Below are 11,501 nucleotides of genomic sequence, written 5' to 3'. Positions count from 1 at the left end.
CTTCGCCGATCCCGACGCCCACGTCGTGGCCGGTCCCGTCGGCGGTTCCGACGCTCGCGCCGTCGCCCGTGCCGTAGCCGCCCGTCCCGTCGCCGCCCGTGCCGTCGGCCGGGGCGAGCAACACCTGGATGTCGGCCGCCGCGCCCGCCTCGTCGATGTCGTCGTACTCCGGGACCCGCCCGGGCTCGGCGGCCTCCTCCCGCCAGCGCGCGTACCGTACGGCCTCGGCGAGCGCGCGCACGGCCCGCTCGGCGGCGGGGTAGGCGGGGATCCGGCGGGTGCCAGGGGCGGGCTCGCCGCCGGTGCCGGCCAGGGCCTGCGCGAGCTCCTGGATCTCCAGGTGGACCACGGCCACCGGCTTGGCCGGACCGGGCCCGGGAGCCTGCGCCGCCTCCCTTACGGCCGCGGCGAGGGCCTGCGCACTGCCGTCGCCGACCCACGGGATGGCGGTGACGACCACGGCGTCGCAGGTGTCGTCGGCGAGGGCCTCGGTAAGGGCGCGCCGGAAGTCGTCCGGGGTGGCGTCCGTGGTCAGGTCGCGGGGCGGCAGCGGGCGGAGTTCCTCGGTAAGGCAGGCGTCGTAGGTGATCAGGCCGAGCGACTCGGAGTTGCCGAGGATGGCGACGCGCGGACCGGCGGGCAGCGGCTGGGAGGCGAGCAGCACCCCGGTGTCGGCAAGTTCGGTCACGGTGTCGACCCGGATGACGCCCGCCTGCCGCAGCAGATCGGAGACGGTGGCGTCCGGGATCCGGGTGGTGGGCACGGCATGGCCGGTGGGGGCGCTGCCGGTGTGGCGGGCGCCCTTGACGACGACCACCGGTTTGACCGCGGCGGTGCGCCTGGCGAGCCGGGTGAACTTGCGGGGGTTGCCGATCGACTCCAGGTACATCAGGACGACGTCGGTCAGCGGATCGTCGTACCAGTACTGGAGGAGGTCGTTGCCCGAGACGTCGGCGCGGTTCCCGGCGGACACGAAGGTCGATATCCCCGCGATCCCGGCGAGGCTCGCCAGCCCGGCGCCGCGCCGGTTCAGCCCGGACAGCAGCGCGATGCCGATCGCCCCGGACTGGGTGAACAGGCCCAGCCGGCCTGGGTTGGGCAGCTGCGGGGACAGGGAGGCGTTCAGCCGGACGCCGTCGGCGGTGTTGATGACGCCGAAGGCGTTGGGGCCGATGACGCGCATGCCGTAGGACCGGGCCTGGCGGACGAGGTCCCGCTGCCGGTCGCGGCCCTCGCCCCCGCTCTCGGCGTATCCGGCGGAGAGCACGACGAGCCCTTGGACGCCGTGGTCGCCGCATTCGGCCACGACGGCGGGCACCCGCTCGGCGGGGACGGCGACGACGGCCAGGTCCACGGGCTCCTCTATGGCGCGCAGCGAGCGGTGGGCCGGGACGCCCTCGGGCTCCAGGCGCGTCATGTCGTCGGGGAAGGCGTGGTTGACGGCGTGGACGCGTCCGGTGAAGCCGCCGTCCAGGAGGTTGCGCAGCACGGTGCGGCCGACGCCGCCGGGCGTGCGGCTGGTGCCGATGACCGCCACGGAGCCGGGTGCGAGCAGCCGCTGGACGGACCGGGCCTCGGCCCGCTGCTCGCGGGCGCGCATGACGGCCAGGGAGCGGTCGGTGGGCTCGAGGTCGAACTCGAGGCGGACGACCCCGTCCTCGAAGCTGCGCTTCTGGGTGTAGCCCGCGTCCGTGAACACCTTGATCATCTTGTTGTTGGCGGGCAGCACCTCGGCGGCGAACCGCCGGATGCCCCGCTCGCGCGCCACGGCGGCGATGTGTTCGAGGAGCGCGGAGGCCACCCCGCGGCCCTGATGGGCGTCCTGGACGAGGAAGGCGACCTCGGCCTCGTCGGCGGGGGCCGGATCAGAAGGGGCCGCGGAGCGCCCGTTGAGGGTGGTGGTGGGAGACGGGCGGGCCGACATCCCCCGGCTGTCGATGCGGTCGTACCGAACGGTGGCGATGAACTCATCCCCCACGATGGCCGCCAGGCCCACCCGGTCGACGTAGTCGTGGTGGGTGAAGCGGTGGACATCGCGGTCGGACAGGCGGGGGTAGGGCGCGAAGAAGCGGTAGTACTTCGACTCGTCCGAGACCCGCTCGTAGAAGCTGACCAGCCGCTGGGCGTCATCGGTGGTGATGGGACGGATCTGTGCCGTGCCGCCGTCCCGGAGCACCACATCGGCTTCCCAGTGGGTCGGGTAGGCGTGATGGTCCGACGGGCTCCGCATGGGAGCCAGGGTACGGGCCCGCCCGGTCCGGATGGTGGACACCCTTGCGTCGGGGCCGAGTGTCGGGGGAAGGTCCGTATCGGGCCAGTCCGGGCATGCCCGGGCTCACCCGGACATCGTTCGGGGGAATCCGGACACCGTATGATTTTGGTCTAGACAACAGCACCGTCACACCTGAAGGGCAACACCATGGCTGAGCGCCGCGTCACCATCGGCTGGGCCGAGGGCCTGCACGCCCGCCCTGCGTCGATCTTCGTCCGGGCGGCCACCGCCGCCGGCGTCCCCATCACGATCGCCAAGGGCGACGGCACCCCGGTCAACGCCGCCTCCATGCTGGCCGTGCTCGGCCTGGGCGCCCAGGGCGGCGAGGAGGTCGTCCTCGCTTCCGGCGCGGACGACGCCGAGGTCGCGCTCGACCGTCTGGCGAAGCTGGTGGCGGAGGGCCTCGAGGAGCTTCCCGAGACCGTCTGATCCCGGGCGAGCCCTGTCTGGAATTCCCAGGCGTTTCCCGGGTGATTTCAGGGATTCGGCGCGGCGGGGCCGCGGTGGCCGTAATAGTCACCGCGGCCCCGCCGTTTTTTCTGTTTCCGCGCAGAGAATTCCCAAGAGTTGTATACGGGAGCTCTGTTAATTCCGGCCGCTCGCCGTGTTGACGGAATGTTTCGAAGTCCTCACCGGAATCGGGCGGCGCAGCCGGTATTCCGACAGCGCGCGCTCGGTGTGCGTGGTGGCGAGCGCCCGCGCGCGGTCGGCGTCACCGCGCGCCACCGCGTCCACCAGCGCGCCGTGCTCCGCCCAGGACTCCACGGCCCGTGCGGCCGGGTCGGGGCGCACGGCGCCCTCGGGCGGCACGGGCCGCGGCCCGGGAGCGGCCGCGTACACCCACGCGGTCTTACGGCGCAGCTGGACGAGCAGCGCGGCCAGGCTCGGGCTGCCGGACGCCTGGGCCAGCGTCTCGTGGAACCAGTCGCCCAGCGGCCGCAGTTCGCCGAGCTGACCGCCCTGGGCGCGCTCCCGGCCGAGCCGGACCAGTCCGCGCAGCACCTTCAGATGGGCCTCGGTGCGGCGCTGTGCGGCCCGTGCGGCGCCCAGCGGCTCCAGCAGCGCGCGGATGTCCAGCAGATCGGCCGCCTCGCGCTCGGAGGGCTGGGCGACGCAGGCCCCCGCGTGCCGCCGGGTCGTCACGAAGCCCTCGGACTCCAGGGTGCGCAGGGCCTCGCGGACCGGCACCCGGGAGACGCCGTAGCGCCGGGCGAGCAGTTCCTCGGTGAGGCGGCTGCCAGGCTGATACGCACCGGAGACGATGTCGTCGCGAATCGCCGCGCAGACCGCGTGTGCCGAAATCCGGCGACCGCCCTGGACCGCGTTCGTATCCCCGCTCACTTACGGTCCCGCATTGTCGAACCTCCGCTTTAACGCCCGCGAAACGCGGCCATGGAACGCGCGTTGAACGACTCTATTCCACGCGGCCGCCATTTCCGATGGCGGGAAGCATTTCATGGATATTTTTTGGTCAGGCGGGCGGTGGCACGCCGAAGGCCCCGTCCGTCGGACGGGGCCTTCTCGGAAGTCTCGCGGGATCTCGGATGGCGGGACCGCGCGGCGTTCGCGTCGGACGCGCGACGGGTCAGACGTTGACGCCGTGCGTACGCAGGTACGACAGCGGGTCGATGTCCGAGCCGTAGTCCGGGCTGGTGCGGGCCTCGAAGTGCAAATGCGGTCCGGTGACGTTGCCGGTGGCGCCCGACAGGCCGATCTGCTGGCCGGGGGTGACCTTCTGGCCGACCGAGACGCTGATCGACGACAGGTGGCCGTACTGGGTGTACGTGCCGTCGTTCATCTTGATGACGACGTTGTTGCCGTAGGAGCCGCCCCAGCCCGCCTCGACGATCTCGCCCATGCCCACGGAGTGCACCGTGGTGCCGGTGGAGGCGTTGAAGTCGATGCCGGTGTGGCTGCCGGAGGACCACAGCCCGCTGGACGCCTGGTAACCGGTGGAGACGTAGGAGCCGCTGATCGGCGACACGAAGGTGTTGAGGCGCTTGCGCTCGGCCTCGCGCGCCGCGCGCTCCTTGGCCTCGCGCTCGGCCTTGGCCTTCTTCGCCGCGGCCTCCGCCTTTCTGGCGGCCTCCTGGCGGGCGATCGCCTCTGCCTTGGCCTTGGCGGCGGCCTGCTCGGCGGCGGTCTCCTGGGACTGCGCCTGGGCCTCGATGTGGTCCGCGATCCCGTCGCCGATCACGATCGCCTGGGTCAGACCGGTCTGCTGGGGATCGGGGCCCCCATCGGCCGCGAACGCCTGTCCGGTGATCCCGGCGACCACACCCGAGGCGACGGTCGTGATGCCCACGACGTTCGCGCCCGTGCGGACGTTGACCTTGCTGGTGCGGCGATGCTTCCCGGTGGCAGTGCGGGTGGACGCCATACTGAGGCGCACTCCTTTCCTTCCTTCTCGCCTACCGGGTTAGCTGACGGGTTCGGAGCAGGAAGGTCTCCTACGGACTCCTCCCCCGGCCGGGGAAGGCGCCCGATTCACCCCTGGGGACGTGTTGGGTCCCCGGCTCCCCTGGCTCGCGCCGTACGGGGACTCGGCGATGACTGTCCGGTGCCGCGGGTGCGGCGGGTCGCTGGCGAACAGCCGGACTGACGCTAACGGGCCCGCTTTCGATCACCAAACGGTTCCGGTTTTTTGTTGCTCTCCCCACAAACCAAACAAGCGGTCAATCCCATAAATCGGGCATGTCGGAAGGGCTTCGGCGCCCTTACGGGGCCGGGGCCCTTCCGCTGTCGGCTCATGGACCGGACGTCCGCCGGACCGCCTGCCGGACCGTCAGCGAGCCGGCCGGACCGGCGGCACTGCGCACGGATCCGGCCAACACTCCTCGGCTCAGCCGGAGATGACGCGCACCTCGCCGATGCCCAGCGCCCGGACCGGCTCCTCGATCGCCGAGGCGTCCCCGACCAGCACCGTGACCAGCCGGTCCGCCGGGAAGGCGCTCACCACCGCGGCGGTGGCCTCCACCGTGCCGGTCTCCGCCAGACGGGCGTACAACTGCGCCTGGAAGTCGTCCGGAAGATGCTGCTCGACCTGGTCGGCGAGGGTGTTCGCGACGGACGCCGCCGTCTCGTACTTCAGCGGGGCGACGCCCACCAGGTTCTGCACCGCGACATCGCGCTCGTCGTCCGTCAGCCCCTCCTCCTTCAGCGTGCGCAGCACCTTCCAGAGGTCGTCCAGCGCGGGGCCGGTGACCTCGGTGGCCACCGAGCCGCTGATCGCCAGCATCGAGGCGCCCGAGGAGCCGCCCGTGGGCGACGGGGGCCCGGAGCGCAGCACCTGGCCGAAGGCGCGCACCCCGTAGGTGTAGCCCTTCTCCTCGCGCAGCACGCGGTCGAGACGGGAGGTGAGGGTGCCGCCCATGCAGTACGTGCCGAGCACCTGCGCGGGCCAGACCCGGTCGTGGCGGTCGGCGCCCACGCGCCCGATGAGCAGCTGGGTCTGCACCGCGCCCGGCCGGTCGACGATCACCACACGGCCGGTGTCGTCCGCGACGATCGGCGGAGCCGTGCGCGGCGCGCCCGCCCCGCCCGTCCAGGCGCCGAGGGTGTCGGCGAGCGCCCGGTCCAGGTCGACGCCGCCGAGGTCGCCCACGATGACGGCGGTGGCGGTGGAGGGGCGGAGATGCGCCTCGTAGAAGGCCCGCACGGCCGCGGCGTCGATGCCCTCGATGGTCTCCTGGGTGCCCTGGCGCGGCCGGGACATCCGCGACTCGGCCGGGAAGAGCTCCGCGGAGAGGGCCATCGAGGCGCGGCGGGCCGGGTTGGCCAGCTCATGGGGGATCTCGTCCAGCCGGTTGCGCACCAGCCGCTCGACCTCGCCGTCCGGGAAGGCGGGGGCGCGCAGCGCGTCGGCCAGCAGACCGAGCGCCTTGGGCAGCCGGGAGGCCGGGACCTCCAGGGAGAGGCGGACGCCGGGGTGGTCGGCGTGGGCGTCCAGCGTGGCGCCGCAGCGCTCGAGCTCGGCGGCGAACTCCTCGGCGTCGTGCTTGTCGGTGCCCTCCGACAGGGCGCGCGCCATGATCGTGGCGACGCCTTCGAGCCCGGCCGGCTCGGCGTCCAGCGGCGCCTCCAGGTTGATCTCGACGGCGACGACCTGCTGGCCGGGGCGGTGGCAGCGCAGCACGGTGAGGCCGTTGGGCAGCTCACCGCGCTCGGGGGCCGGGAACGCCCACGGCCTGGGGGCGCCGCCCTTGGGCTGCGGGTGGAAGGTCATGGTCGCGGTGACGGCGTCGCTCACTGGGCCGCCTCCCCTTCTGCGTCGGTCTCGGCGGCTTCGGCGGCGTCGGCTGCGTCCTCGGCGCCCTGGACGGGCTCGTAGACCAGCACGGCGCGGTTGTCGGGGCGCAGCCGCGCCGCGGCCACGGCCCGCACCTCCTCGGGGCTGATGTCGAGCACCCGCTCCACGGCGGTCAGCGCCAGCTGCGGGTCGCCGAAGAGCACCGCGTAACGGCAGAGCTCGTCGGCCCGGCCGCCGACCGTGGCCAGCCGGTCCAGCCACTCGCGCTCGATCTGCGCCTGGGCGCGCTCCATCTCCTGCGGGGTCGGCCCCTCCTCTGCGAAGCGGGCCAGCTCCTCGTCGACGGCGGCCTCGATGGCGGGCACCTCGACACCGCCGGAGGTCTTCACGTCCAGCCAGCCCAGCGAGGGGGCGCCCGACAGCCGCAGCAGGCCGAATCCGGCGGCCACGGCGGTGCGGTCGCGGCGCACCAGGCGGTTGTGGAGCCGGGAGGACTCGCCGCCGCCGAGGACGGTCAGCGCCAGGTCGGCGGCGTCGGCCTCACGGGTGCCGTCGTGCGGCAGCCGGTAGGCGGCCATCAGGGCGCGGGCCGGAACTTCCTCCTCCACGACCTCGCGCAGCTGACCGCCGATCACCTCCGGGAGCGTGCCGTCACGGGGTGGCCGCTTGCCCTCGTGGGAGGGGATGGAGCCGAAGTACTTCTCAATCCAGGCGAGCGTCTGCTCGGGGTCGATGTCGCCGACGATCGACAGCACGGCGTTATTGGGCGCGTAGTAGGTGCGGAAGAACTCCCGCGCGTCCTCCAGGGAGGCCGCGTCCAGGTCGGCCATGGAGCCGATCGGGGTGTGGTGGTACGGGTGGCCCTCGGGGTACGCCATGGCGACGAGCTTCTCGAAGGCGGTGCCGTACGGGACGTTGTCGTACCGCTGGCGGCGCTCGTTCTTGACGACGTCGCGCTGGTTCTCCAGGCTCTCCTCGTCCAGCGCGGTCAGGAGGGACCCCATCCGGTCGGCCTCCAGCCACAGGGCGAGCTCGACCTGGTGGGCGGGCATGGTCTCGAAGTAGTTGGTGCGCTCGAAGCTGGTCGTGCCGTTGAGCGAGCCGCCGGCCCCCTGCACCAGCTCGAAGTGGCCGTTGCCGGTGACCTGCGCCGAGCCCTGGAACATCAGGTGCTCGAAGAGGTGCGCCAGGCCGGTGCGCCCCTTGACCTCATGGCGCGAGCCGACGTCGTACCACAGACAGACCGCGGCGACCGGGGTCAGATGGTCCTCGGAGAGCACCACGCGCAGGCCATTGGCCAGGCGGTGCTCAGTCGCTTTCAAGCCGCCGGAGCCGGCCTGCTGCGTGGCCGTGTGACCCATGGGCATGTACGTCCCTTCGATCGCGTGATGGAGCGCGTGCCAGCCGCTTGCGCAGCGCTTCTGTCACTGTATGCAAGGGGACGGACATCTGGCGAAGTTCCGGTCCACTCCCGTCCTGCCGAGCTGTCCCGAACCGTTTCCGCAAGCCCTGCTGCGCCGGATCCGGGCCCCTCCGAGGGGCTTCGCGCGGTGCCGTCGGGCGCGGTTCCGGGGCCCGCCCCGGCCGCCGGCACCCCGGGCCGTTCCACACTTGTCGGTGGGCCGGGCCACAATGGTCGGCGTCAGATCCCGCATCGGCAGTTGAAGGAGCCCCAAGCGCGATGGCCCGCCGCCGCACGAAGACCCCGCCGCCGGACGACTTCGAGGAGCGCATCCTCGACATCGACGTCGTCGACGAGATGCAGGGCTCCTACCTCGAGTACGCCTACTCGGTCATCTACTCGCGCGCGCTGCCCGACGCCCGTGACGGGCTCAAGCCCGTGCACCGCCGCATCCTCTACCAGATGAACGACATGGGCCTGCGCCCCGAGCGCTCCTATGTGAAGTGCGCCCGCGTCGTCGGCGAGGTGATGGGAAAGCTCCACCCGCACGGCGACGCGTCGATCTACGACGCGCTGGTGCGCATGGCACAGCCGTTCTCCATGCGCCTGCCGATGGTCGACGGCCACGGGAACTTCGGCTCGCTGGGCAACGACGACCCGCCGGCCGCGATGCGGTACACCGAGTGCCGGATGGCGTCGGCGACCTCGCTGATGACCGAGTCGATCGACGAGGACACGGTCGACTTCTCCCCGAACTACGACGGCAGTGAGCAGGAGCCGGTCACCCTCCCCGCCGCCTATCCGAACCTGCTGGTCAACGGCACGTCCGGGATCGCGGTCGGCATGGCCACCAATATGCCGCCGCACAACCTGGGCGAGGTCATCGCCGCCGCCCGTCATCTGATCAGGCACCCGGGCGCGGACCTCGAGACGCTGATGCGGCACGTGCCGGGACCCGACCTGCCCACCGGCGGCCGGATCGTGGGCATGAGCGGCATCCGGGACGCGTACGAGACGGGCCGCGGCACCTTCAAGATCCGCGCCACGGTGGCCGTGGAGGACGTGACGGCCCGCCGTAAGGGCCTCGTCGTCACCGAGCTGCCCTTCGCCGTGGGGCCCGAGAAGGTCATCTCCAAGATCAAGGACCTGGTCGGGGCGAAGAAGCTCCAGGGCATCGCGGACGTCAAGGACCTCACCGACCGTGAGCACGGGCTGCGGCTGGTGATCGAGATCAAGAACGGCTTCAACCCCGAGGCCGTGCTGGAGCAGCTCTACAAGCTCACGCCGATGGAGGAGTCCTTCGGCATCAACAACGTGGCGCTGGTGGACGGCCAGCCGCTCACGCTGGGCCTGAAGGAGCTGCTGGAGGTCTACCTCGACCACCGCTTCGACGTGGTCCGGCGGCGCAGCGAGTTCCGGCGCACCAAGCGGCGGAACCGACTGCACCTGGTCGAGGGTCTGCTGGTGGCCCTGCTCGACATCGACGAGGTCATCCGCCTCATCCGGCAGAGCGAGAACGCGGCGGAGGCCAAGCGGTCCCTCATCGAGCGCTTCGGTCTCTCCGACATCCAGACGCAGTACATCCTGGACACCCCGCTGCGCCGGCTGACCAAGTTCGACCGGCTGGAGCTGGAGTCGGAGCGCGACCGGCTCAACGCCGAGATCGAGGAGCTCACCCGGATCCTCGACTCCGACGCCGAGCTGCGCAAGCTGGTCTCCTCCGAACTGGCCGCGGTGGCCAAGAAGTTCGGCACCCCGCGCCGCACGGTGCTGCTGGAGTCGTCGAACGCGCCGGTGACCGCGGTGCCGCTGGAAGTCGCGGACGATCCCTGCCGGGTGCTGCTGTCCTCCACCGGGCTGCTGGCCCGTACCGCCAACGGCGAGCCGTTCCCGGTCGAGGGGAAGGCCAAGCGCGCCAAGCACGATGTGATCGTCTCCGCGGTCCCGGCCACGGCCCGCGGCTCGGTGGGGGCGGTGACCTCCGCCGGGCGGCTGCTGCGGCTCTCGGTGATCGACCTCCCGATCCTCCCGGAGTCGGCCGCACCCCCGAATCTGTCGGGCGGGGCGCCCATCGCCGAGTTCCTCTCGCTGGAGGACGACGAGGAGCTGATCTGCCTCACCACCCTGGACGAGTCCTCACCGGGGCTCGCGATCGGCACGGAGCAGGGCGTCGTCAAGCGCGTGGTCCCCGACTACCCCGCCAACAAGGACGAGTTGGAGGTCATCGGCCTCAAGGAGGGCGACCGGATCGTGGGCGCGGTGGAGCTGTCCACCGGCGAGGAGGACCTGGTCTTCATCACCGACGACGCCCAGCTGCTGCGCTACGCGGCCGGCCAGGTACGGCCACAGGGCCGCGCCGCTGGCGGTATGGCGGGCATCAAGCTCGGCTCCGGCGCCAAGGTGATCTCGTTCACGGCCGTCGACCCCGCGAGCGACGCGGTGGTCTTCACGGTCGCGGGCGCGAGCGGCACCCTCGATGACTCGGTACAGCAGTCGGCCAAGCTCACCCCCTTCGACCAGTACCCGCGCAAGGGCCGGGCCACGGGCGGGGTGCGTTGCCATCGGTTCCTGAAGGGCGAGGACTGCCTGGTCATGGCCTGGGCGGGCACGATCCCGGCCCGCGCGGCGGGGGCGAACGGCTCCCCGGCGGCGCTGCCGGAGATCGACCCACGCCGGGACGGCTCGGGCGAACCGCTCGCCAAGCCGGTGACGGTGGTGGCCGGGCCGGTGTAGCCCGGACGGGCGAGTCTGGCGGGACGGGCCGGTCTGGCCGGTCTGGTCGGCCTGGCCGGTCTGGTCGGCCTGGCCGTCTGGCCGGATGAGCCTGGACGAGCCGGTCCGGCAGGGACGATCAGGACGAGCGCGCAGGGGCGCGGCACCGCGAGGGTGCCGCGCCCCTCGCCGTTCCCGGGCACCCGCGCCGTTCACGCCCCTCGGGCCCGCCGCACAGGGGCCACCCCGCTCCCGTGGCGCCCGGCACGGCCCGCCGGGGCCCGGCATGACCCGATGTGACGGCCGCCCCGCTCCGATGCGCGGCACGGCCCCTCGCCGCGGTGCCGGAGTGGCCCGAGTACGTCTCTCGCCCAGCCCGGGGACGATCCCGCGCCGTGCGCGCGACCGCGCCAGGCTCCCCCGGCTGCCGCCGAAAGATGCCCCTGCCCGCGGCGGGGCGCCCCGGTGAAGGCGGCCCCGGACGGCGGACGACGGACTGCGGACTGCGGACTGCGGACTGCGGACTGCGGACTGCGGACTGCGGACTGCCACGGCAAACGATTCAGTGGCCGCTGCCGTTGCGCCGGGCGCGCATCTGCCGGAGGGCGAGGCGCGCACCGTCGTGGCCGCGGTCCGCCGCCCGCTGGAAGTGCCGCTCCGCCTCGCCCAGCTCGCCGCGGTCCAGGTGGACGGTGCCGAGCACCACCATGGCCGAGAGATCGCCCGTCGCGGCGGCCTTACCGAGCCAGTGGACGGCCTCGGCGTACGCGCCCCGCTGCCCCAGCCCTATGCCATAGACGGTCATCCCCCGCGGATCACCGGACTCGGCCGCCTTACGGGCGAGCGATTCGGGAATCGGCCGCCCC

8 protein-coding genes and 1 riboswitch are annotated in these 11,501 nt (G+C 72.5%); of the genes, 2 read left to right on the top strand and 6 right to left on the bottom strand.

Translation table 11 applies throughout. The features are described 5' to 3' along the window. A partial coding sequence (locus GWI24_RS31175) for a GNAT family N-acetyltransferase (RefSeq protein ID WP_210949289.1) occupies positions 1-2,230 on the bottom strand: 2,230 nt, incomplete at its 3' end. Positions 2,231-2,419: 189 nt separating this feature from the next. Between GWI24_RS31175 and GWI24_RS31170 the strand changes: the two genes are divergently transcribed. Further along, on the top strand, positions 2,420-2,701 hold the full coding sequence (locus GWI24_RS31170) for an HPr family phosphocarrier protein (protein ID WP_210949287.1): 282 nt from the start codon (positions 2,420-2,422) through the stop codon (positions 2,699-2,701). Between the two features lie 156 nt (positions 2,702-2,857). Here GWI24_RS31170 and GWI24_RS31165 read toward each other — a convergent pair whose 3' ends face one another. From GWI24_RS31165 to GWI24_RS31150, 4 genes are all read right to left on the bottom strand, one after another. Next, positions 2,858-3,613 (bottom strand): GntR family transcriptional regulator, encoded by a 756-nt coding sequence (locus GWI24_RS31165; RefSeq protein ID WP_210949285.1) that lies wholly within the window; start codon positions 3,611-3,613, stop codon positions 2,858-2,860. A gap of 244 nt (positions 3,614-3,857) precedes the next feature. Further along, positions 3,858-4,652, bottom strand: a complete 795-nt coding sequence (locus tag GWI24_RS31160) for a M23 family metallopeptidase (RefSeq protein WP_210949283.1) — start codon at positions 4,650-4,652, stop codon at positions 3,858-3,860. A gap of 14 nt (positions 4,653-4,666) precedes the next feature. Continuing rightward, positions 4,667-4,831: riboswitch (cyclic di-AMP (ydaO/yuaA leader) on the bottom strand. A 283-nt stretch (positions 4,832-5,114) separates the two neighbouring features. Beyond that, positions 5,115-6,497, bottom strand: a complete 1,383-nt coding sequence (locus tag GWI24_RS31155) for a pitrilysin family protein (protein WP_210949291.1) — start codon at positions 6,495-6,497, stop codon at positions 5,115-5,117. Positions 6,498-6,517: 20 nt separating this feature from the next. Continuing rightward, positions 6,518-7,888, bottom strand: coding sequence for a pitrilysin family protein (locus GWI24_RS31150; protein ID WP_210949282.1), 1,371 nt, complete (start codon positions 7,886-7,888; stop codon positions 6,518-6,520). Between the two features lie 314 nt (positions 7,889-8,202). Here GWI24_RS31150 and GWI24_RS31145 point away from each other — a divergent pair, with 314 nt between their 5' ends. Next, positions 8,203-10,656, top strand: coding sequence for a DNA topoisomerase (ATP-hydrolyzing) subunit A (locus GWI24_RS31145; protein ID WP_210949280.1), 2,454 nt, complete (start codon positions 8,203-8,205; stop codon positions 10,654-10,656). A 541-nt stretch (positions 10,657-11,197) separates the two neighbouring features. On the opposite strand, the gene GWI24_RS31140 is transcribed toward GWI24_RS31145, so the two are convergent. Continuing rightward, positions 11,198-11,501, bottom strand: a 304-nt coding sequence (locus tag GWI24_RS31140; protein WP_210949279.1) for a tetratricopeptide repeat protein, incomplete at its 5' end; no start/stop codon positions are given.

The organism is Streptomyces sp. MK37H, from assembly GCF_018035285.1.
In the GTDB taxonomy this organism is placed as follows: Bacteria; Actinomycetota; Actinomycetes; order Streptomycetales; family Streptomycetaceae; genus Streptomyces; species Streptomyces endocoffeicus.
Note: the sequence above shows the minus strand (reverse complement) of the source record. Positions and strands in the feature narration are given on the sequence as shown.

Excerpts from the sequence above, each read along its gene's own strand:
- GWI24_RS31145 (WP_210949280.1), top strand. The coding sequence starts at position 8,203 with ATGGCCCGCCGCCGCACGAAGACCCCGCCGCCGGACGACTTCGAGGAG.
- GWI24_RS31160 (WP_210949283.1), bottom strand. The coding sequence starts at position 4,652 with ATGGCGTCCACCCGCACTGCCACCGGGAAGCATCGCCGCACCAGCAAG.
- GWI24_RS31170 (WP_210949287.1), top strand. The coding sequence starts at position 2,420 with ATGGCTGAGCGCCGCGTCACCATCGGCTGGGCCGAGGGCCTGCACGCC.
- GWI24_RS31150 (WP_210949282.1), bottom strand. The coding sequence starts at position 7,888 with ATGCCCATGGGTCACACGGCCACGCAGCAGGCCGGCTCCGGCGGCTTG.
- GWI24_RS31155 (WP_210949291.1), bottom strand. The coding sequence starts at position 6,497 with ATGACCTTCCACCCGCAGCCCAAGGGCGGCGCCCCCAGGCCGTGGGCG.